Origin of the sequence: Streptomyces sp. DH10 (genome assembly GCF_029813805.1) — a bacterium.
GTDB lineage: Bacteria > Actinomycetota > Actinomycetes > Streptomycetales > Streptomycetaceae > Streptomyces > Streptomyces coeruleofuscus.
Map to the genome: position 1 here is coordinate 39,588 of NZ_JARVKU010000012.1, position 21,154 is coordinate 60,741.

Consider the following 21,154-nt stretch of genomic DNA (forward strand, 5'->3'; position numbering starts at 1 on the left):
CCGCCGTGGGCCCCAGAGCATCGGGCTGCTCAGCGTGCTGCGATGGTCGACGGCGACACCCCGCCCGGTCGGCCCGCAGGCTGCGGCCGCCGCAGGCCCCGGCGGGTTGCCGGGCGGCCGTCGGCGGCGGCCGGACCGGTGTCGTCAGACCGCCTCCGCCACCCCCGTCAGCAGCACCATCCCGGAATCGCCGTAGTCCGGCAGGGTCGGGTCCGCGTCGATGTGGGTCACATCCAGGTCGCGGGTCAGGGGGGTGAAGACCTCGGTCACGGTTGCCGGGCTGACCGGGCAGCCGGGCCAGCGGGAGGCCGGGCCGATGCGGTACGTCGGCATGCTCTCCATGAACGCGGCGACCAGGTGGCCGCCCGGCTCGACGGCACGGACGAAGGTGCGGCAGAAGTCGGCGAACTCGGCGAAGTCCTCCGTCGCGCCCTCGGCGACGAAGTGCATGGAGGCGAGTTCGTACGAGCCGGGGGGCAGGGACCGGACGTCGGCGTGGACGACGTTCACATGCGCCAGCGCCCCGGCCAGGGTCGCCGGTATGTCCGGGTTGAGCCGCCGGCACAGCACGTGGAAGGGGAGCCAGCTCGCGTCGATGCGGTGACAGATCTGGTCCCGGAGATAGGCGACGTTGCTCGCTCCCGCCTCCACGGCGTCGATCCTTCGGCTCGCGCCGGACGCGAGGATCAGCGGGTAGAGGTTGGGCCCCGCGCCGAACTCCACCGAGCGGGCGACGGCGCCGGGCGCGAAGCGGCGGTAGAACGCGCTGTGGTGCGCGATGACCGCCGCGTCCGAGGGATGCACCTCGCGGTAGTTCTCGCGCAGGTAGTCGGCGACCGGCCAGCGGTCCCAGTCCACGTCGTCGTTGTGCGTCGTCATGGCCGTCTAGCCCTTCAGCCGCAGCGGGAAACGCTCGGACAGCCGGGTCATGGTCCCGTTCAGGCGGTCGATGTCGTCGTCGGAGTTGAGCGCCGTGAGCTGGATGCGGAAGCCCACCCGGTCACGGGGCACGAGCGGATAGGCGGCGAGCGTCACGTAGATGCCCTCCTCCCACAGGTACGCGGCGACCGCGTCCAGGTCCGCGGGGTTCGCCAGCGGAACCTCCACGATGGGCAGCCGGTCCGTGTTGAGGGTGTCCACTCCCAGGCCCTCCAGGTGATCGAGCACCCGGACCGTCTTGCGGTACAAATCGGCCCGGATGGCATCGCCCCGGCGCTCGTTGACGTCCAGCCCGGCCATCGCGGTGGCCAGCGACGCCGTCGGGGACGGCCCGGAGTAGAGATAGGGCGCGGCGGCGGTCTTGAGGCGGTTCTTGAGCTCCGACGGCAGCGCCAGGAACGCGAGCAGCGACGAGTACGCCTTGGAGAAGCCGCCCACGAGCACGATCCCGTCGTACGACTCCCCGGTGTGCCGCACCACGCAATTGCCGCGCATGCCGTACGGGCAGGACTCGTCCGGCCCGCGTTCCCCGATCACGCCGAAGCCGTGCGAGTCGTCGACGTACAGCGTCGCTCCTTCGGCCCGGCACACCGCGGCCAGCGCGGGCAGGTCGGGGATGTTGCCGCTCATGCTGCTGACGCCGTCCAGGCACACCAGCCGGGGTGTGCCCGGCGGCACCCCGGACAGCAGGGCACACAGTTCGTCGAGCCGCTCGGCGTGGAAGCGGTGCAGGGTGGCGCCCTGCGCGCGCGCCACCACGCAGCCGTCGTAGACGGTCCGGTGCGCGGTCGCCTCCACGACGACGTGCCCGTCCTCGGCCAGCGCCGGGATCACCGAGGTGTGCATCAGCGTCGGCGTGGGCAGCAGCATTGTGTCCGGCGCGCCCAGCAGCGCGGCGAGCCGCTCCTCGACGTCGGGGTACAGCCGAGGGCTGCCCAGCAGCCGCGACCAGCTGGGGTGCGTTCCCCACGCGCGTACCGCGGGCTCGACGGCCGCCATGATCTCCGGGTCCCAGTCGAAACCCAGGTAGTTGCAGGACGCGAAGTCGATCAGCCAGTGGTCGCCGCTGCGGATGTGCCGGCCGCGCACCTCGTCGAGGACCGCGTCGCTCATGGGGCTGGTGCGGCGCAGATGCTCCAGGTCCGCCCAGCGCGCCTCCCGGCGTCCCTTGGCGGCGTCGAGACGCGGCCGCCCCGGACGGGGCGGCGCGTAGGGGTGGGCGCTGGGCTCCCGCAGCACGTGCGCGCTCTGCTCCACCGTCATGGGCCGGGCGAAGAGGTACCCCTGCCCGAACCGGCAGCCCATCCCGGCCAGCAGGTCCCGCTGCGCGGTGTTCTCGATGCCCTCCGCGATGACCTGGAGGCCCAGGGTGTCGGCGATCCGCACGATGCCCTCGACCAGCGCGACCTGCTGCGCGTCGTGCGCGATGTCGTCGATGAACGACTTGTCGATCTTCAACACGTCGATGGGGAAGTCCCGCAGATAGCGCAGCGAGGAGAAGCTGGTGCCGAAGTCGTCGACCGCGATGTGCACCCCGAGTTCCTTGAGCGTGTGCAGCACCGTCTGGAGACGGTCGTCGCGGTGCAGCAGGACGGTCTCCGTCAGCTCCAGCTGCAACGACCCGGGCTCCAGCCCGGGCGTGCTCAGCGCCTGCCCGACCTGCCCGATGAACCCGGCGTCGCGGAACTGGCGCGCGGAGACGTTCACACTGACGTACGGCGCACGGGCCGGGCCCGGCAGCCGTTGCAGGTCCGCGATGTCGTTGACCGCGTTCTCCAGCACCCACGACCCCAGCGAGGCGATCTGCCCGGTCTCCTCGGCCAGGCTGATGAACTGGTCCGGCGCGACGGCCGACCGCTGCTCGTGCGGCCAGCGGACCAGGGCCTCGAACCCGACGACCTCGCCTCCGGCGATGTCCACGACGGGCTGGTACCGCAGCGCGAACGCCTTGTCGGCGACCGCCTGGGCCAGCTGGGTCTGGAGGTCGTGCCGCTCCACCATGCGGCTGCGCAGCAGCGGCCGGTAGCGGCGCCACTGCCGCTTGCCCGCCGCCTTGGCGGCGTACAACGCGAGGTCGGCGTGGCCCAGCAGCTCCTCCGCGTCCGTGCTGTCGCGCGCGGTGGCCACGCCCACGCTGGCGGACACCGTCACCGACTCGTCGGCCAGGTCGAACGGCCGGCCCAGCGTCTGGATCACCTGCGCCGCCAGCAGCTCGGCGTCGAGCGGCTGCTTGGCGTCCTCCATCAGCACGGCGAACTCGTCCCCGCCGAGCCGGGCCGCGGTGTCGGTGCGCCGCAGTGCCCGGGACAGCCGGTTGCCGACGGCGATCAGCAGATGGTCGCCGACCCGGTGCCCCATCGTGTCGTTGACCAGCTTGAAGTCGTCCAGGTCGATGAAGAGCAGACAGGTCAGGGACGACTCGCGGCGGCCGCGCAGCAGGGCGCGTTCGATCCGCTCCAGCAGCAGGGTCCGGTTGGGCAGACCGGTCAGCGAATCGTGGAAGGCCCGCTGCGTCAGCTCCTGCTCCAGCCGCCGTTGCTCGGTCACGTCCCGCAGTGTCACCACCAGGCCGGACACGGTCCGCTCGTCCCGGAAGTCGCTGCACCGCACCTCCACCTCGACACGTCCTTCCTGGCGCCGCACCCACCAGTGGTCGTGTCCGGCCCGCGCCCCCCTCTCCCGTACGGTGGCCAGTTCCTGCGCGGCCCGTTCCCGGTCTCCGGGATCCACCAGATCCGGCAGCGAGACGCCGATGAGGTCGTCGGTGCCGAACACGGCTCGCGCGGACGGGCTGGCGTACCGGATCGTGTCGTCGTCCTCCAGGATCAGGATGACGTCCGAGGCGTTGCGGACGAGCGTGCGGAAGTACGCCTCGCTCTCCCGCCGGAAGACCTCCTGGCGCAGCGTGACCCGTTCCATGGCCAGGCCCGCGTGCGACGCCAGGATCTCCAGCGAGCCCCAGGTCTCGGTGAGCTGTCGCTCGGGGGCGGCGACCAGCAGGACACCCGGGACGGTCCCGGCCGGACGGTCGGGCTGGGTCATGGGGCAGACCAGGACGGAGGGCAGGCCGTCCAGTTCGGCGACGACGCCGGGGTCGAGGGCGGCCGGACTCACCAGGTGGGTGCCGCGGGCGCCGAGGTCCGCCGCGCGCTCCGTCGGCAGCAGCAGGGTCCGGTGCGGTGCGTCCGGCCCCAACAGCCGGTCGACCGCCGTGCGGCAGGACTGGGCGACCTCCTCCCGCCGGAAGGCCGAGACCAGCGAGGCGGCGGCACCGCGCAGCGCGAGCTCTCGTGTCACCGACCGGCGATGGGCCACGACCATCCCCGCCAGCCGCAGGATCACCAGCAGGAACAGCACGCCGGAGAAGGCCGCGATCACGGCGGCGTCCCGGGTCTGATTGCTCAGCCCCTCGTACAGCAGGATCCCCGGCGCGATCAGCGTGGCCACGGCCAGTACGACCAGCCGGCGCGGCGGCGGCAGCAGGGACTCCCGCTGCGGCAGGGATGCGGTCAGCGTGATCATCGAGGGATGCAGGGCGGCCAGGCCCCAGGCGGTGTAGAAGGCGATCCAGCCGAGGTCCAGCAGGGTGCCGGTCTGCCACAGGCCGTTCAGTTGCAGGATTCCGTATGCGATGTCGAAGCCGAGCAGCGTCAGGGTGCCGACGACCAGCAGCCGCACGGCCCGGTTGGGCCCGTCGAGCGGACTCGGGGTCAGCAGCCGGGTCAGCAGGGCCAGCACGAGGATGTCGCCGAGGGGATAGGCGATGCTGATGGCGCGCTGCTGCCAGGTCAGCCCCTCCACCACCGCCAGCGGCTGCACCAGGTACACCCACACGGGCAGCGCGAGGCCCGCGGTGATGATCAGCGCGTCCAGCAGGCTCGGCAGGTCGCGGCCGGCCCACCGGTACCGTACGAGCCCCGACAGTCCGATCGCGAAGAGCAGGTAGGTGGCGAGGTAGCAGGCGTCGGCGGGGGAGGGGAACGAGTTGGAGGTGCCGAAGTGCTCCTCCACCACGTTGTAGTACGTGTCGCCCGTGATGAAGGTGAGCAGGCCGCCGGCCAGGAACCACCAGGGCCACTGATGGGCGGGCCGGTGGACACGGATGCCGATCACCACGGCGACGACGCCGGAGAGTCCGATGGCTGCCCACAGGGACGGAGCCGCCGCCGGGACGGTCATGTAGGCGATGGTGGCAACCGTGACGAGGGCGATGTGGGCGGCCATCAGCCGACGTGCTGACAGCAAGGACATGCGGCTCCCCCCGTCGGGGAGACCGAGGCGTAGGCCTGGTCTGTTGAATTCGATCGTAAGTTCGCCCGCACCGCCCTGCATCTCGGGCGGCCGGCCCCGTGTGGTCCCGGTGGCGGGAGGAATGCCTCAGGCAGGCCGGGGCCGGCCGGGACGCCTCAGGCGTGCCCTCGATGGAACCGCACGTGCAGCTCCCTCACCCGTTCCGTGAGTTCGGGCACCGGCCCGTCCACGACTACGCCCGGTGCGACCTCCTGAACGGGGAGTGTCCGTACCGGCGGCGCGGGGACCCCCAACTCGCTCAGCCAGGATGCGAGTTGCTCGGACGAGGCGACGTAGACGATGCGTCCCAGACCGACCCAGGCGTGCGCGGCCGCACACATCGGGCAGTGCTCGCCGGAGGTGTACACCGTGGCAGCCGCCCGTTCTCCGGGCGTGAGACGGGCCGCCGACCAGCGCGCCAGTTCGAACTCGGGGTGCCGTGTGCGATCGCCCGAGGCCACCCGGTTGTGGTCCTCGCCGAGGACCGTGCCGTCCCCGCCGACCAGTACCGAGCCGAACGGTTCGTCCCCGGCCTCGAGCGCCTCGGCCGCGAGCTCGACGCAGCGACGCAGGTACGGCAGTTCCGTGTCCTTCACGACCATGGTGCCGGGGTCCTCTCCGGTGACGACGTGACCGACAGGACTGTACGGCCGCCTGGGGCTTTCGGCCGCACCGGAAAACGCGTTGCCCGGACGTCAGGTGCCTGCTGAGGTGTGCCCATGGCTCATATGGATCACACCGCGCTGCTCGCCCTGTTCGACCGCGAGCTGCGCGAGAGGGCGCGGCCGGACGGCCCCGGCGTCCGCGTCGAACGGACCGGTGGCGTGGTGCGCCGGGTCGCCGGCGGGCAGGGCTGGAACGGCGTCGTGTGGTCCGCCCTCGACGAGGCGGAGGCGGAGGCGGCGATCGCCGGGCAGGTCGCCCACTACACCGGACTCGGTCTCGAATTCGAGTGGAAGCTGTACGGGCACGACCGGCCGGCGGATCTCGGGCAGCGGCTGCGTGCGGCCGGGTTCAGGCCCGAACCCGAGGAGACGCTGATGATCGGCGAGATCGGCGAGCTGGTTCTCGACGCCGAACCGCCGCCGGGCGTCCGTCTGGAGCCGGTCACCGGCCCGACCGGCGTGGGCCTCGTGGCCGACGTCCACGAGAAGGCGTTCGGCACGGACAGCTCCCGGCTGCGCGACGAGCTCCTCGCCCAGCTCTCGGCCGACCCGGACACCGTCGTCGCGGTCGTGGCGATGGCCGGCGACGAGCCGGTGAGCGCGGCCCGTATGGAACTGGTACCCGGCACGCGGTTCGCCGGCCTGTGGGGCGGCGGCACCGTCCAGAGCTGGCGCGGCCGCGGTATCTACCGCGCCCTGGTGGCCCACCGCGCCCACGTCGCCGCGGAACGCGGCTACCGCTACCTCCAGGTCGACGCCTCCAACCAGAGCCGCCCCATCCTGGAACGGCTGGGCTTCACACCGCTGACCACGACGACACCCTACGTGTACACGCCGTAGCCGGCCGCCCGGCTCCCGCGCAAATGTCACATCCATGCCCGCCCGATCCGTCGCATGGTCATGACGACGATCCAGAAGAACCAGAGCATCCTCCTCGCCGGCGCGAGCGGAGTCCTCGGCCGGCACGTCACCCGCGCCCTGACCGAGGCGGGCCACAAGGTCACCGGACTCGGCAGGAGCCCCGGCAACGGCATCCGCGCCGACCTCATGGACCGCGAAGCGCTGCTGCGCGCCGTCGACGGACACCACTTCGACACCGTGATCCACGCCGCGACCGCGCTGCGCAAGCCCCCCATGCGCGACCGCGACATGTTCGCCACCGACGCCCTGCGCACCGAGGGCACGGCGCATCTCGTCGAAGCCGCCCGGGTCACCGGTGCCCGCCGCTTCGTCGTGGAGTCGATGGTCTTCGGCTACGGCTACGGGGACCACGGGGATCGGCCGGTCACCGAGGACGGCCCCTTCGGCCCGCGCGGCAGGACCCCGCAGCTGGAGCGGCACATCGCGGCGATGCGGACCAAGGAGCGGCTCGCCTTCGAGACCGACGCGCTGGAGGGCGTCGCGCTCCGCTTCGGCTTGTTCTACGGCCCCGGCGGCACCGACGCCCTGCTGCCCCTGCTGCGCAGGCGGCAAATGCCCTTGCCCGCCGACCGCGGCCGGGTGCTGCCGTGGGTGGAGCTCACCGACGCGGCCCGCGCGGTGGTCGCCGCCGTGGAACGCGGCCGGCCCGGGCAGGCGTACAACATCGCCGACCGCACCCCGCTCGGCCTCCGCGCCCACGTCGAGGCCGGGGCCGGGGTGTTCGGACTGCCGAAGCCGATGCGCGTACCGCTGTGGCTGGTGAAGCCGATGTCGTACATGCACACGGTGATGTCGTCGGGCCTGGTGGTGTCCTGCGCCAAGGCGGAACGCGAGCTGGGCTGGACGCCGCTGTACCCGTCAAGCCGTGAGGGGCTCGCCGCGATGCGGTCGGCGGGCCGCTGATGCCGGTGGGCACACGGGTCCGGCGTGCCGGGCCGCCGGGTCACGGCACGCCGGGTGCCAGCGTTGTGTCCTCGTGTCACGCGCGTGCTGTCGCTCGTCGTGACGTCGCGCCGTCCTACGCGGTCAGCGGCGTGCCTTCGAGCGGTCCAGTGCGGCCACGCCGAGCGCGGCGAGGCCGATCTGGATGAGCCACTCGACCCAGTCGACGCCCTTGGTGTCGGCGACGTCGAACGCGGAGGCTATCGCGGAACCGACCAGCGCGGCGATGATGCCGACGAGGATCGTCCACAGGATTCCGATCCGCTGACGGCCCGGGACGACGAGCCGGCCCAGGACGCCGATGACGATGCCGATCACGATGGCACTGATGATGCCGTCGATCTCCATCTCCGCCCCTTCTCCTCGGGACCCCCGCTGTGATGCTTGTGCCCTCGGACGGCCGGGACACTCCGGTGCGGACACGGAGAGGCCGGTCCGGGCGCGGACCGGCCTTCGGTTGCTTCCGATGGGTCTAAGGCCTCTTGGAGGCCTTCGCCGCCGTGCCGGCGCACACCAGACCCAGAATCACGGCCAGTGCACCGATGATGATGTTGTTCCACACGACGCCGGCGTCCGGGCTCTCGCCGACGACCCACGGCGAGATGATCATCCACACCCCGAGTGCGCACATGGCCCAGCTCAGGCCGTACATACGCTCCGGAGCGCGAGTGAACCCGAGCGCCAGGAGGCCGATCGCGATGCCCATGATCAGGTTGTGGGTCACGAGCGGCGGCTGGCTGGTCGTGTAGTGGACTATCCACGGGGAGGCCGCGCAGTACAGACCGAGCAGGAACACCGGTCCGTCCACGAGCGCGACATCGCGGCCACCGAGCACGCGGGCGTACCGATCCCGCATCTCGGAGGCATCAGGGTGACTGGTGATGTCACCTCTGGTGGGCGAGACGTTGGCCATGATTCGTCTCCTTCGTCTTGCAGGGCGACCGCGTCTGGTGGGGTGTGCGGTAAGCGCCGCGTATGTTCATTCTGCGCTTACTTTTCCTTTATGTGTAGAGGTTGGCAGAGGCGTGGACTTCTACCGGGCGGTACATGTCCAGGCGGATCGGGGGCAAGCGGATGTGTACGACAGTGACCGATCGACGTCGTCGGGAGGCGGCGCGGGACAGGGGAGGGCAGCGGACGTGTCTGCGGCCATCGGCGCGAAGGTGTTGGAGCGGTTCCCGGCGGGATCTCCGCGCGGATCATGGCCGGCGGAGGAGTACGCGGCGCGCCGCCGCGCCGAGGGTGAGCCGGCCACCGTCGTGATGGACCTGGAGTCGGACGCCTTCCTCGTAGTGGTTCCGTCGGACGACGACTGAATTCCAGGGTTTTGAGTTCCAGGGCCCCGAATTCAAGGGCCCCGAACTCCTAGGTCCCGAAATCCGTGGTCCGGGATACGAGACGAGCCGTGATCTCCTTGACGGCCGTCGTCTTCCACTGCCACGATCCATGGCATGACCATGCGACTGGACCTCACGCGGCGACGCCATGTCGACCTCGCACGCGTCTCCAGCGCTTCCTGTCGCGCCGCAGCCTGAGTCTCCCGGCTCGCCGCTTCTCCCCACCGCCGTGATCGCCGTCGGCTGATCACCGTCGCGCCGACGGCACGTCATGCGCGGTGCGTTTTCCTCACGCCTGAATCCGGCACTCAGCCATGCCCGTTGAATGCGGCGGCCCCGAATTCGGCGTTGCCACGCGCAGTCGCGCCTTCTCCCGGAAAGAGACCCCATGGCCACTGTCCTGTCCGTCTCCGGCAGCCCCTCCGCCTCCTCCCGTACCAGCCGACTTCTGCGCCACCTGGACGAGCGGCTGTCCGCGCAGGGCCATGACGTGATCGCCCTCGACGTCCGCGCCCTCCCCGCCGAGGCCCTGTTCGGCGCGGACTTCCGGCACCCCGCGATCGTCGAGGCCGCCGACCTGTTCGCACGTGCCGACGGCGTCGTCGTCGGCACGCCCGTCTACAAGGCCTCCTACTCCGGTGTCCTCAAGGCACTGCTGGACCTGCTCCCGCAGTACGCACTCACCGGCAAGACCGTGCTGCCGCTGGCCACCGGCGGCAGCATCGCCCATGTCCTGGCCATCGACTACGCCCTGCGCCCGGTGCTCACCTCCATGGGTGCGGCCCACATAGTGCAGGGCTGGTTCACCCTCGACAAGGACATCACCGTGCACGACGACGGGTTCCTCACCGTCGCGCCGGCCGCCACCGAGGCGCTCACCCAGGTCGTCGACCAGTTCTCCGCGGCGCTCGACCGCACCCCGCTCCTGGCCGTGGCGGGCTGACCCCGCTCCTGGCCGTGGCGGGCTGACCCCGCTCCTGACCGCGGCGGGCTGACACCGCTCCTGACCGCGGCGGGCTGACACCCGCCGGCCGCCGCGCCGACGAACGTTCCACATCGATGGGAGATCCCCGTGCCCCTCACCTTCCACTGGTTCCTGCCCACCAACGGCGACAGCCGCCATGTCGTCGGCGGCGGCCACGGCACCCCGGCCACCGCATCCGGCCGGGACCGGCCGCCGTCGGTCGCCTACCTGAGCCAGATCGCCCGCGCCGCGGAGGAGGTGGGCTTCGCCGGGGCCCTCACGCCCACCGGCGCCTGGTGCGAAGACGCGTGGCTCACCACGGCGATGGTCAGCCAGCACACCGAACGCCTGAAGTTCCTCGTCGCCTTCCGGCCCGGACTGATCTCGCCCACCCTGGCCGCGCAGATGGCCTCCACCTTCCAGCGGCAGACCGGCGGACGACTGCTGCTCAACGTCGTCACAGGCGGCGAGAACCAGGAACAGCGTGCCTTCGGCGACTTCCTGGACAAGGACAGCCGGTACCGCCGGACCGGTGAATTCCTGCACGTCGTAAGGGAGTTGTGGCAGGGCGGGACAGTAGACCTGCACGGTGAGCACCTCCGTGTGCAGGGCGCGGAGCTCTCCCGCGTGCCCGACCCCGTTCCCCAGGTGTACTTCGGCGGCTCCTCGCCCATCGCCGGTGAGATCGCCGCCCGGCACGCCGACGTCTATCTCACCTGGGGTGAGCCGCCCCCACAGGTCGCCGAGAAGCTCGACCGGATCCGCTCGCTGGCCGCCGCCGAGGGCCGCACCCTCCGCTTCGGCATCCGGCTGCACGTCATCACCCGCGACACCGCCGAGCAGGCCTGGGCAGAGGCGAACCGGCTGCTGGACGGATTCGACCCGGAGACCGTGGCGTCGGTGCAGGCCGGGCTCGCCCGCAGCGAGTCCGAGGGGCAGCGGCGCATGCTCGCCCTGCACGGCGGCGGCAGCCGCGAACGCCTGGAGATCCACCCCAACCTGTGGGCCGGCATCGGCCTGGTGCGCGGCGGCGCGGGGACCGCCCTGGTCGGCAGCCACGACGAGGTCGCGGAGCGGATCAAGGAGTACCAGGCCCTCGGTATCGACGAGTTCATCCTCTCCGGCTATCCCCACCTGGAGGAGGCGTACTGGTTCGGTGAGGGCGTGCTGCCGCGCCTCGCCGCACAGGGGCTGTGGCAACACCCCGCGGACAAGGAAGCCGCACCCACCGCACTCACGCCGCCCACCGAATCCGCCGTGCTCGCGCCCTTTGCGAGCTAGACCTCAGCCTCCCACCCCAACGATCAACCCAGGAGCCCGTGTTGGGCGTCATCCGCACCGAGGGGCAAGCCCTGCCCCTCGGTGAACGGGAGGCACACATCCATGAAGCAGCGGGCTTCACGCACCGTCTCATTCGGCCTGGCCGTGGCGTTGGCGGCCGGAACGGCGGCACTCGCCCCGTCCGCACACGCGGCACAGCCGCAGCGCGACCACGAGGCGACCCGCACCGCACTGCGTGACCTGGTCGACAAGGGCGGACTGCCCGGAGTGGCCGCCAAGGTCTTTGACCGCAAGGGGAGTTGGTCCGCGGAGGCCGGCCACGCCGACACCGGCACGGGCCGCGAGCGTTCCCCCCGCGACCACTTCCGCGGGGCCAGCATCACCAAGACGTTCGTCGCGACCGTCCTGCTCCAACTCGAGGCCGAAGGCAGACTGAGCCTGGACGACACGGTCGAGCGATGGCTGCCGGGTCTCGTGCGGGGCAACGGCTACGACGGCGGCAAGATCACACTGCGGCAGCTCCTCAACCACACCAGCGGCATCGCCAACTACACCGACGACGCCGCGTTCAGCCACGACGCCGCCGGTCCCGGCTTCCCGGAGCACCGGTACGACACGCACACGCCCGAGGAACTCGTGGCGGTCGCGCTGAAGTACCCGCCGCTGCCCGACCCGGAGACGACACCGGTGTACTCGAACACCAACTTCGTCATCGCCGGCATGGTCATCGAGAAGGCGACGGGCCGCTCGTACGCGCAGGAGATCACCCGCCGGATCATCCGGCCGCTGAAGCTGCGCGGCACGTCGTTCCCCGGCACGTCACCCCACATGCCGAAACCCCACCCCGTCGGCTACTCCCGGCTCCACGAGGACGCCCCGGACGCCCTCATCCATGACGCCACCGAACAGAACATGACCTGGCTGGGCGCGGCCGGCGATGTCATCTCCACCAGCGGCGATCTGAACCGCTTCCAAAGGGCTCTGATCAAGGGCGAGTTGCTGCTCCCGAAGCAGATGGCGCAGATGCTCGACGAGGTCCCCGCCGGGGGCGGGCTCGGGTACGGACTCGGAGTCGAGTTCGCACAGCTGTCCTGCGGCGTGAAGGTCGTGGGCAAGAGCGGCCGCACCAACGGCTCCCTGTCCGCGATGGTCGGCACGCGGGACGGGAAACACCAGCTGACGTTCAACATCAACGGTGACTGGCTCCCGGACCCCTCGCTCTACATCAACGTCATCGAAGCGGAGTTCTGCGGCAGGGTCCCGTCCCGCACGGACGAACCGTCGGCGCTGCCCCGCTTGGACTAGCCGGACGCCAGCGCGCCGAGGTGCATCCGGCGTGCCTCGGCCGTCTGGGCCTGCACGTGCAGGAACATCCCTTCGCGGGCCAGCCGCTGCGCCCGGCTGTCCAGGGCCATGGACCGGCCGCCCCCGGCCACGATCGCCGCGGTCGTGGCCGCCCGCAGTACGTCGTACGCCCGTGTCTTCAGCGCCAGGCGTTCCGGGACGCACTCGTGCGGGACGGGGTGGTCGGCCAGGGCGTAGGCCTCCCGCCGGACCTCGTCGAGCCGGGCCCGCAGCGACCGGGCCGGCTCCCGGCCGTCCGGGGCGTCCGCCACCAGGTCGAGCGCCGCGCTCGCCACCCCGAAGACGGCCGGACTGGTGTTGGCGGCCCTGGGCAGGTCGACCAGGGCGAACTGCTCCTGAGGGGTGCGCAGCACGACGGCGTCCTGCGGCGCCCACAGGCCGTCCAGCTCCAGGGAGACCGTACGGGCGGCGGTGAGGGCCGCGAGCCGCATCGGCGCCGACGGGCGCATCCCCGGCTGTTCGCGGGCCTCGGCCACGACGAACACCACCTCGGCCGCGTCCGTCACACCCGCCAGCAGCATCACGTCGTTCAGACCCCAGCCCGTGTACCAGGGCACCGTGCCCTCGAAGCGCCAGCCGCCCCGCTCTGGCACGGCCCGCACGGGTACGCGGGGAAAGGCACGGACGTGCGCGTACGCGATGCCGGCCAGCGACTCTCCGGTCGCCAGCGGGCGCAGCAGCTTCTCCCGGACCGGCGAGTCGTACGTGGCGAGCAGCTTCACCGGAGTGTGGTGCTGTGTCTGCACGAACCATGTGGAGCAGCATGCCCCGGCCAGGATCTCCGCGACCTCCCGCGCCACGGCGGCGGGCGCGTCCGCCCCGCCGTACTCCTCCGGCGCGCCCAGCCCGAGCAGGCCCGACCGCCTCACCGCCTCGATGTGGCTCGCCGGCACCCCCTCCTGGTCGACGCGCTCGGCGTGCGGGACGAGGAGATCGTGCGCCAGCCGCTGGGCGCGGGTGACGAGGGGGTGGGGCGGGGAGGCGGGGGATGCGGAGCTCATGGGAGGAATTCTCGCGCTCGTGCGGCGCGGGGTGTCGATCCCGGGGTGTGTCGTTCGACCAACCCCGTCAAGGATGCGCACCGCGCACCGGCCGGCCGCCGCTCGGTGACGGCGACGACGTACTGCCGCGGTCCCTGCTGGACCGGCTGACCGCGACGCCGGCGGAGTCGGCGCGCGTGTGAGCCCGGGGTGACCCCGGTGCGCGGATGACTGGTCTACACCCTTGACTGGTACAGACCAACGCGGTTGAGTGTGCCTCCGACAACCCCCCACCACGGCCGCGCCCACGCCGTGACCGGTCCTCCCGGTGCGTGCGGTGAAGGCTCTGCTCCGCCCTGCCCGCGACGGGTGCGGCCGTGTCCCGCAAAGGAGTTGATCCCGTGTCGAGACGCCGCGTCTCCGCCGTCCTGGCCGCCCTCGCCCTCGCGGGCACCGCGCCGGTGCTCCTGCCCGCCACCAGCGCCTCCGCCGCCGCGTGCTCCAGCTATCCCAACTGGGTTGCCGGGAAGTCGTACGCCGCCGGCGACATCGTCCGCTACACCGACGGCAAGGCGTACATAGCCGAGCACGCCAACCCCGGCTACGACCCGACCATCAGCACCTGGTACTGGGAGCCTTATGCCTGCGACAGCGGTCCGGGCACGCCCGACGCGCGCTTCGTCGTGACCGAGGCGCAGTTCAATCAGATGTTCCCGAACCGGAATCCCTTCTACACCTACAGCGGTCTCACCGCGGCCCTGAGCGCCTACCCCGGCTTCGCCAACACCGGCAGCGACACCGTGAAGAAGCAGGAAGCCGCCGCCTTCCTCGCCAACGTCAGCCACGAGACCGGCGGTTTGGTCCACGTGGTGGAGCAGAACACCGCCAACTACCCGCACTACTGCGACTGGAGCCGCCCCTACGGCTGTCCGGCCGGCCAGGCCGCCTACTACGGGCGCGGCCCGATCCAGCTCAGCTGGAACTTCAACTACAAGGCCGCGGGCGACGCGCTCGGCATCGACCTGCTGAACAACCCCTGGCTGGTCCAGAACGACGCCGCCGTCGCCTGGAAGACGGCCCTGTGGTACTGGAACACCCAGACCGGCCCCGGCACCATGACCCCGCACAACGCCATGGTGAACGGCGCCGGATTCGGCCAGACCATCCGCAGCATCAACGGCTCCCTGGAGTGCGACGGCAAGAACCCGGCGCAGGTGCAGAGCCGTGTGAACAACTACCAGCGGTTCACGCAGATCCTCGGGACGTCCCCCGGCGGCAACCTCTACTGCTGACGGCGAGGTCTGTGTGAGACTCCGCCGATGAGCTCACAGACGATCACCGCGGACGCCGCGGGAACCTGGAAACTCGGCGACCTGCCCGTCCACCGCCTCGGCTTCGGCGCGATGCGGCTGACGGGCAGTGCCGCCTTCCATCTCGGCACTCCGAGTGACCGCGACCGGTCGATCGCCGTTCTGCGCAAGGCGATCGACCTGGGCGTGAACCACATCGACACGGCCGCCTTCTACTTCTCGTCGCTGCGCTCCGCCAACGAACTCATCAACACCGCGCTGGCGCCGTACCCCGACGACCTGGTCATCGTCACCAAGGTGGGCCCGTACCGGACCTGGTCGGGGGAGTGGGGCACCTCGGCCCGCCCCGAGGACCTGCGCGCCCACGTCGAGGAGAACCTGCGCCAGCTCGGCCGTGACCACCTGGACGTGGTCAACCTGCGCCGGATGCCGCAGTACGACTCGATCGCCGAGCACTTCGGCGCCCTCGCGGAACTGCGCGAGGCGGGCCTGATACGCCACCTGGGGATCTCCAACGTCGAGCTCCGCCACCTCGCCGAGGCGCAGGCCATCGCGCCTGTGGTCTGCGTGCAGAACCGGTACGCCCTCGACCGCCCCGACCCCGCCACCGACGAACTGCTGCGGATCTGCGGCGAACAGGGCATCGGGTTCGTGCCGTTCTACGCCGTCGCCGGCGAGGGCGGTGAGCGCGGCGCCACCACCGCCCATGACGAGGAGGTGCGGGCCGTGGCCCGCGCCCACGGCGCGAGTCCGGCGCAGATCCGCATCGCCTGGACCTTGCACCAGGGCCCCCATGTGCTCGCCATCCCCGGCACCGGCAACCCCGATCACCTGGTGGAGAACGTGGCGGCGGGCGCGATCCGCCTCACGGACGAAGAACTCGACCGGCTGAACGCGCCGCCGCGCCGAAAGGCCGGTTGACCGGTCAGACCACCCAGGCACCGTCCCGCATGAGATGCCGGCGCGGCAGCTCGTGCTGCTCGCACCACGCCTGGACCGCGCTCGGCCGCACCCGGAAGAACGCGTACGACGCGTGAGCCTCGCGCGGATCCCAGCCGGTCTTCGCGCGGAACGCCTCGGCCGCCTCCGGCGGCACCTCGGGGGTCGTGAACGTCTCCACGTCACCGTCGACGAGCACGACGTCCCGGGTGTCGCCCAAGGCCAGCCGGGCCCGTCGGCCGTCCCGCAGATTCCGGCCCGTGGGATTGGTCAGCCGTGTGCACAGCCACACGGTCTGGTCGTGCCACACGAACCAGAGCGGAACCAGACACGGCACGCCTTCGGGGTCCGCCGTGGCGACCCAGATGTCCATCTCCCGCTCCAGACGGTGCAGGAGGTCCGCCTTGCGCTGCTCGGGCGTGCGGGACGGTTCGGTGATCTTCATGCCCGCGACGCTAGCGGCCGGCCGGGCGGAACACCTCGGGCTGGGGGTGTAGGCCGTGGACCTAGGTCGCGGGGTGTCGAGGTACTGCGCCCGCCCCTCTCCGAGCGACCAGTCGGCCGGTCCGTTCTCCGTCAGGACGACGAACACGTTCCGCGGCTCCGTGCCCGCATAGGCGTGCGCGAGCTCGGCGATCCGCCGGTACAGCGCCTGCTTCCGCGCGGGCGTGCGACCGGAGCGCAGCGTGATCGCGACGTAGACGATGCCGTCGTCGCGGTGCACCCCGAGGTAGTCGTCGTAGCGGAGGGCGCTGCTCGCGCCATCGTGGTCCACCAGGACATGGAAGCGGTCGTCGGGTGGGATGCCGATCGTTTCGACGAGGGCGTCGTGGACGGCGCGGCCGATTGCGGCGAGTCGCTCGGGGCCGGCCCGGAGCGTGTCTATGCGGACGAAGGGCATGGGTCTCCCGGAGTCGCAGGGTCATTTGCCGCGAGTGTACATACTAGTAGGTACAGAACGCCGGGGCTGTTTGCGTCCCGCGCGTGTTACGTATAACCTCACCCGTCAACCACACGCTCCGAAAGGCCCTGATGCGACGTATCGCCCTGGTCACCCTCGTCGTCGACGACTACGACGAGGCGATCCGCTTCTACACCGAGGCCCTCGGGTTCCGGCTCGCCGAGGACGCTCCCCGGCCCGGCGGATCGCGCTGGGTCGTCGTCGAACCCGGGACTCCGGGCACGGGCAGCGGTCTGCTGCTCGCGCGTGCCGAGGGGGAGGCGCAGGCCGGCCGGGTCGGGGACCAGACCGGCGGACGGGTCGGGTTCTTCCTGCACACCGACGACTTCGCCCGGGACCACGCCCGGATGACCGCGGCGGGCGTCACGTTCCTGGAGGAGCCGCGGCACGAGCCGTACGGAACCGTCGCCGTCTTCCAGGACCTGTACGGCAACCGCTGGGACCTGCTCCAGCCCGCCACCGACTAGAACTCCGACTCCCACCGAGTACGCACTGCCGAGGAACACGCACATGACCGCGCCCCGCATCGACACCGACACCCTCCGCCGGCTGCCCAAGGCCGTGCTGCACGACCACCTCGACGGCGGACTGCGCCCCGCCACCGTGGTGGAGCTCGCGGACGCGGTCGGCCACACCCTGCCCACCACCGACCCCGCCGAACTCGCCGCCTGGTACTACGAGGCCGCGAACTCCGGCGACCTGGTGCGCTACATAGCCACCTTCGAGCACACCCTCGCCGTGATGCAGACCCGCGAGGGCCTGCTGCGCACCGCCGAGGAGTACGTGCTCGACCTCGCGGCGGACGGTGTCGTCTACGGCGAGGTGCGCTACGCCCCGGAGCTGATGCTGAAGGGCGGGCTGGCCCTGCCCGAGGTCGTCGAGACCGTGCAGGAGGGGCTCGCGGCCGGTATGGCCAAGGCGGCGGCCGCGGGCACGCCCGTGCGTGTCGGGACGCTGCTGTGCGGGATGCGGATGTTCGACCGCAGCCGGGAGATCGCCGACCTGGTCGTGGCGTTCCGGGACGCCGGTGTCGTCGGCTTCGACATCGCCGGAGCCGAGGACGGCTTCCCGCCCGCCGACCACCTCGCGGCCTTCGAGCACCTGCGCCGCGAGAACGTGCCGTTCACCATCCACGCCGGGGAGGCCCACGGCCTGCCCAGCATCCACCAGGCCCTCCAGGTGTGCGGCGCCCAGCGCATCGGGCACGGGGTGCGCATCACCGACGACATCCCCGACCTCACCGCCGGCAAGCTCGGCCGTCTCGCGGGCTGGGTGCGCGACCGGCGTGTCGCCCTGGAGATGTGCCCGACGTCCAACCTCCAGACCGGCGCCGCGACCTCCATCGCCGAGCACCCGATCACCGCGCTGAAGGACCTCGGTTTCCGCGTCACCCTGAACACCGACAACCGGCTCGTGTCGGGCATCACGATGACCCGTGAGATGTCCCTGCTGGTCGAGCAGGCGGGCTGGACCGTCGAGGACCTGCGCACGGTCACGGTGAACGCCCTGAAGAGCGCGTTCCTCCCGTTCGACGAGCGGAACGCGCTGATCCGGGACGTGGTCCTGCCCGGCTACCAGGCCGCGCTCTGAAGGATTCCGCGCAGGTAGGCGGCCTGTCCGATGTGCTGGAGATCGTCGGACAGGACGCTGACCAGCCGTACGCCCAGGGTGACGGGCGGGTCCCAGCGCTCGTCGACGACGCGCTCCAGATCCTTGGCCGCCAGGCCGCGCAGGGCGTCGAGGGTCTGCGCGTGCACCGCGTCGTGGTAGCCGGTCAGCAGGTCGCCGGAGTCGACCCGGACCTTGGCGACCTTGGCGGGGCTGTGGCCGTAGCCCGTGTCGTGGCGGGGCAGACCGAGGCCGAAGCGTTTCTCCCAGTCCTGGGACAGCCACACCTGGTCGAGATCGAAGGCGTCGGCGACGTGGTCGTCCTGGACGCGGGTGAGGTGCCAGACCAGCCAGGCGATGGAGTTGGTGTCGGGGGAGGGGCGGGCGCTCAGCTCGTCGGGCCCGAGGCCCTCGACGGTGGCGTGGACTTCTTCCCGGATGCGGTTGTAGCCGTCGATGAGGATGTCCTTCGCATGCATGGCTCCACCATCGCGCATCACCGCGTCTCGTGCGTCCCGGTTCACACGCCGCTGGTCTCCGCCTGCGCGCCTGCGGCCCCCGGCGACGCGCCCGTGGTCCCCGGTGACGTGCGCGTGGTCCCCGGCGACACGCCCGTGACCCCCGGTGACATGCCTGTGGTTCCCGGCGACGCGCCCGAGGCCTCCAGCAGCGCCATCAGCGCCCGGGCCGCCGGGCTGGTGGCCTGCCGGGGCGGCAGCAGGGCCACCGTCTCGTAGACCGCCTCGCCGGTGCCCTTCACCGGCAGCGCGGTCAGGGAGGCCCGCTTGTGCGCGAAGTGCCGCGGCACGACGGCGACGCCGAGGTTCTCGTCGACCAGGTCGAGCAGGGTGTGCACGTCGTTCACCTCCAGGGCCACGGTCCGTCGTACGCCCGCGGCGGCGAACACCGTGTCGGTGGTGCGGCGCGGACCCCAGTCCGGGTGGAAGTCGACGAACACCTCCCCGCCCAGTTCCTCCGGCGTGACGGCCGCACCGGCCGCGGCGAGCCGGTGACTGGCGTGGCACAGCAGTGTCATGGGCTCGCTGGTCAGCGGCACCGACCGCAGCTGGTCGCTGTCCGCCTGCGTCCGCACGGCGAACGCCAGGTCGAGCCGCCCCGCCGCGACCTCCTCCGCGAGCGCGCCCGACCCTGCCTGCCGCAGACAGATCTCCACGTCCGGATGCCGGTGCCGGAAGGTGGCGAGCAGCCCCGCGACATGCACCCCGGCGATGCACTGCTCGCTGCCGAGTGCGAGCATGCCGCGCAGGACGCCCTGCACGGCCGCCACCGCCTCGTGGGCGGCCCGCACCTGCGCCAGGATCCGCTCGGCCTCTCCGAGGAGCGCCCGCCCGGCCGGGGTGAGCGTGACCCGGCGGGTCGTGCGCACGAACAGCGGCGTCTGGAGCTCCCGCTCCAGCGCACGGATCGAGGCCGACAGGCCGGACTGGGACACCAGGAGTCGTTCCGCCGCCCGGGTGAAGTGCTGGTCCTCGGCGACCGCGACGAAGTGCTGCAAGTGGCGCAGTTCCATGACTGAGAAGCGTAGCCGCTGAATTCCATCGGATTCTTCTGTTGGACGCATGGACGCAGGTCACGCCAGAGTGGTCACCGCCTTCCGTTCGACCGAGCCAACCCCTCTGGAGTCGCGTTGTACACCGCACATCCCGACCGCTACGCGGACATGCCCTACCGGCGCACCGGACGCAGCGGCCTGAAGCTCCCCGCGCTCTCGCTCGGCCTGTGGCACAACTTCGGCCCGGACCGGCCGGTCGAGACGCAGCGCGCCATCCTGCGCCGTGCCTTCGACCTCGGCGTCACCCACTTCGACCTGGCCAACAACTACGGCCCGCCGCCCGGCGCCGCCGAGTCCGCGCTGGGCGAGTTCCTGAAGTCGGACTTCGCGGCCTACCGCGACGAGCTGGTCATCTCCACCAAGGCCGGATACCTGATGTGGCCAGGACCGTACGGCGAGTGGGGCTCGCGCAAGTACGTGCTGTCCTCGCTGGACCAGAGCCTGAAGCGGATGGGCCTGGACTACGTCGACATCTTCTACTCGCACCGCCCCGACCCGGAGACTCCGCTGGAGGAGACGATGGGCGCCCTGCACTCGGCGGTGCAGCAGGGCAAGGCGTTGTACGTCGGCATCTCCAACTACTCCGCGGAGCAGACCCGCGAGGCCGCCCGCATCCTGGGCGAGCTGGGCACCCCGCTCCTCATCCACCAGCCGCGCTACTCGATGCTGGACCGCCGCCCCGAAGACGAGGGGCTGCTGGACGCCCTCGACGAGCTCCAGGTCGGTTCCATCGTGTTCTCCCCGCTGGAGCAGGGCCTGCTCTCCGCCCGCTACCTCGACGGCATCCCGGAGGGCTCCCGGGCCGCGAGCGACAGCCCCTTCCTGAACTCCGACGCGGTCACGGAGGAGCTGGTGGGGCGGCTGCGCGACCTGAACGACATCGCCAAGTCGCGCGGCCAGACCCTCGCCCAGATGGCGCTGGCCTGGGTGCTGCGCGGCGGCCGGGTCACCTCCGCGCTGGTCGGCGCGAGCAGCCCGCAGCAGCTGGAGGACAGCGTCGGGGCCATCGGTAACCTGGACTTCGACGCGGACGAGCTGGCCCGTATCGACGCGATCGTCAAGCAGTAGCCGTGCCCCGC

The 21,154-nt window shown here is 71.4% G+C and carries 21 protein-coding genes and 1 pseudogene; 12 read left to right on the forward strand and 10 right to left on the reverse strand.

Annotation, left to right across the window (positions count from 1 at the left end; genetic code table 11):
- Window positions 1-144: 144 nt before the first annotated feature.
- The 3 genes from QC385_RS24220 to QC385_RS24230 all read right to left on the reverse strand — a co-directional run bounded on the left by QC385_RS24220 (window position 145) and on the right by QC385_RS24230 (window position 5,831).
- The gene (locus QC385_RS24220; RefSeq protein WP_279543460.1) at window positions 145-879 is read right to left on the reverse strand and encodes a class I SAM-dependent methyltransferase; all 735 of its coding nucleotides are present in this window, start codon (window positions 877-879) and stop codon (window positions 145-147) included.
- A 6-nt stretch (window positions 880-885) separates the two neighbouring features.
- On the reverse strand, window positions 886-5,163 hold the full coding sequence (locus tag QC385_RS24225; RefSeq protein WP_279543647.1) for an aminotransferase class I/II-fold pyridoxal phosphate-dependent enzyme: 4,278 nt from the start codon (window positions 5,161-5,163) through the stop codon (window positions 886-888).
- Between the two features lie 182 nt (window positions 5,164-5,345).
- Window positions 5,346-5,831 (reverse strand): nucleoside deaminase, encoded by a 486-nt coding sequence (locus QC385_RS24230; RefSeq protein WP_279543461.1) that lies wholly within the window; start codon window positions 5,829-5,831, stop codon window positions 5,346-5,348.
- A 126-nt stretch (window positions 5,832-5,957) separates the two neighbouring features.
- On the opposite strand from QC385_RS24230, the gene QC385_RS24235 reads away from it, so the two are divergent.
- Both QC385_RS24235 and QC385_RS24240 read left to right on the forward strand, forming a co-directional pair.
- Window positions 5,958-6,734 carry a GNAT family N-acetyltransferase gene (locus QC385_RS24235; RefSeq protein WP_279543648.1) on the forward strand — a complete coding sequence of 259 codons (777 nt, stop codon included), beginning with the start codon at window positions 5,958-5,960 and terminating at the stop codon, window positions 6,732-6,734.
- A 60-nt stretch (window positions 6,735-6,794) separates the two neighbouring features.
- On the forward strand, window positions 6,795-7,718 hold the full coding sequence (locus QC385_RS24240) for an NAD-dependent epimerase/dehydratase family protein (protein WP_279543649.1): 924 nt from the start codon (window positions 6,795-6,797) through the stop codon (window positions 7,716-7,718).
- A 123-nt stretch (window positions 7,719-7,841) separates the two neighbouring features.
- Here the strand turns inward: QC385_RS24240 and QC385_RS24245 are convergent, their stop codons facing one another.
- Both QC385_RS24245 and QC385_RS24250 read right to left on the reverse strand, forming a co-directional pair.
- Window positions 7,842-8,105: a GlsB/YeaQ/YmgE family stress response membrane protein gene (locus QC385_RS24245; protein ID WP_279543462.1), complete on the reverse strand. Its 264-nt coding sequence runs from the start codon at window positions 8,103-8,105 to the stop codon at window positions 7,842-7,844.
- Between the two features lie 124 nt (window positions 8,106-8,229).
- The gene (locus QC385_RS24250; protein WP_279543463.1) at window positions 8,230-8,670 is read right to left on the reverse strand and encodes an SPW repeat protein; all 441 of its coding nucleotides are present in this window, start codon (window positions 8,668-8,670) and stop codon (window positions 8,230-8,232) included.
- A 226-nt stretch (window positions 8,671-8,896) separates the two neighbouring features.
- Between QC385_RS24250 and QC385_RS24255 the strand changes: the two genes are divergently transcribed.
- From QC385_RS24255 to QC385_RS24270, 5 genes are all read left to right on the forward strand, one after another.
- A complete protein-coding gene (locus tag QC385_RS24255) occupies window positions 8,897-9,073 on the forward strand; it encodes a hypothetical protein (RefSeq protein ID WP_279543464.1) in 177 nt (58 codons plus the stop codon).
- Window positions 9,074-9,214: 141 nt separating this feature from the next.
- A complete protein-coding gene (locus QC385_RS44295) occupies window positions 9,215-9,292 on the forward strand; it encodes a putative leader peptide (RefSeq protein ID WP_351405193.1) in 78 nt (25 codons plus the stop codon).
- A gap of 190 nt (window positions 9,293-9,482) precedes the next feature.
- Window positions 9,483-10,037 carry an NADPH-dependent FMN reductase gene (ssuE, locus tag QC385_RS24260; RefSeq protein WP_279543465.1) on the forward strand — a complete coding sequence of 185 codons (555 nt, stop codon included), beginning with the start codon at window positions 9,483-9,485 and terminating at the stop codon, window positions 10,035-10,037.
- A 129-nt stretch (window positions 10,038-10,166) separates the two neighbouring features.
- Window positions 10,167-11,339 carry an LLM class flavin-dependent oxidoreductase gene (locus QC385_RS24265; RefSeq protein WP_279543466.1) on the forward strand — a complete coding sequence of 391 codons (1,173 nt, stop codon included), beginning with the start codon at window positions 10,167-10,169 and terminating at the stop codon, window positions 11,337-11,339.
- 102 nt (window positions 11,340-11,441) lie between these two features.
- Window positions 11,442-12,644: a serine hydrolase domain-containing protein gene (locus tag QC385_RS24270; protein ID WP_279543467.1), complete on the forward strand. Its 1,203-nt coding sequence runs from the start codon at window positions 11,442-11,444 to the stop codon at window positions 12,642-12,644.
- Here the strand turns inward: QC385_RS24270 and QC385_RS24275 are convergent.
- The gene (locus QC385_RS24275; RefSeq protein WP_279543468.1) at window positions 12,641-13,705 is read right to left on the reverse strand and encodes an acyl-CoA/acyl-ACP dehydrogenase; all 1,065 of its coding nucleotides are present in this window, start codon (window positions 13,703-13,705) and stop codon (window positions 12,641-12,643) included. The genes QC385_RS24270 and QC385_RS24275 overlap by 4 nt on opposite strands.
- Before the next feature lie 380 nt (window positions 13,706-14,085).
- Between QC385_RS24275 and QC385_RS24280 the strand changes: the two genes are divergently transcribed.
- Both QC385_RS24280 and QC385_RS24285 read left to right on the forward strand, forming a co-directional pair.
- Window positions 14,086-14,976, forward strand: coding sequence for a glycoside hydrolase family 19 protein (locus QC385_RS24280; RefSeq protein ID WP_279543469.1), 891 nt, complete (start codon window positions 14,086-14,088; stop codon window positions 14,974-14,976).
- A gap of 27 nt (window positions 14,977-15,003) precedes the next feature.
- Entirely contained in the window at window positions 15,004-15,915 is a 912-nt protein-coding gene (locus QC385_RS24285) for an oxidoreductase (protein WP_279543470.1), read from the forward strand.
- 4 nt (window positions 15,916-15,919) lie between these two features.
- On the opposite strand, the gene QC385_RS24290 is transcribed toward QC385_RS24285, so the two are convergent.
- Together QC385_RS24290 and QC385_RS24295 are read right to left on the reverse strand one after the other, a co-directional pair.
- Entirely contained in the window at window positions 15,920-16,378 is a 459-nt protein-coding gene (locus QC385_RS24290; protein WP_279543650.1) for a pyridoxamine 5'-phosphate oxidase family protein, read from the reverse strand.
- Window positions 16,379-16,453: 75 nt separating this feature from the next.
- Window positions 16,454-16,834 (reverse strand): annotated as a pseudogene (locus tag QC385_RS24295) (tautomerase family protein); the annotation flags it as partial.
- 131 nt (window positions 16,835-16,965) lie between these two features.
- Here QC385_RS24295 and QC385_RS24300 point away from each other — a divergent pair.
- Together QC385_RS24300 and QC385_RS24305 are read left to right on the forward strand one after the other, a co-directional pair.
- Window positions 16,966-17,361, forward strand: coding sequence for a VOC family protein (locus tag QC385_RS24300; RefSeq protein ID WP_279543471.1), 396 nt, complete (start codon window positions 16,966-16,968; stop codon window positions 17,359-17,361).
- 43 nt (window positions 17,362-17,404) lie between these two features.
- Window positions 17,405-18,484, forward strand: coding sequence for an adenosine deaminase (locus QC385_RS24305; RefSeq protein WP_279543472.1), 1,080 nt, complete (start codon window positions 17,405-17,407; stop codon window positions 18,482-18,484).
- Here the strand turns inward: QC385_RS24305 and QC385_RS24310 are convergent.
- Together QC385_RS24310 and QC385_RS24315 are read right to left on the reverse strand one after the other, a co-directional pair.
- On the reverse strand, window positions 18,466-18,981 hold the full coding sequence (locus QC385_RS24310) for a mycothiol transferase (RefSeq protein ID WP_279543473.1): 516 nt from the start codon (window positions 18,979-18,981) through the stop codon (window positions 18,466-18,468). The genes QC385_RS24305 and QC385_RS24310 overlap by 19 nt on opposite strands.
- A gap of 41 nt (window positions 18,982-19,022) precedes the next feature.
- The gene (locus tag QC385_RS24315; protein WP_279543474.1) at window positions 19,023-20,033 is read right to left on the reverse strand and encodes a LysR family transcriptional regulator; all 1,011 of its coding nucleotides are present in this window, start codon (window positions 20,031-20,033) and stop codon (window positions 19,023-19,025) included.
- 117 nt (window positions 20,034-20,150) lie between these two features.
- Between QC385_RS24315 and mgrA the strand changes: the two genes are divergently transcribed.
- Window positions 20,151-21,143, forward strand: a complete 993-nt coding sequence (mgrA, locus tag QC385_RS24320; RefSeq protein ID WP_279543475.1) for an L-glyceraldehyde 3-phosphate reductase — start codon at window positions 20,151-20,153, stop codon at window positions 21,141-21,143.
- Window positions 21,144-21,154 lie beyond the last annotated feature (11 nt).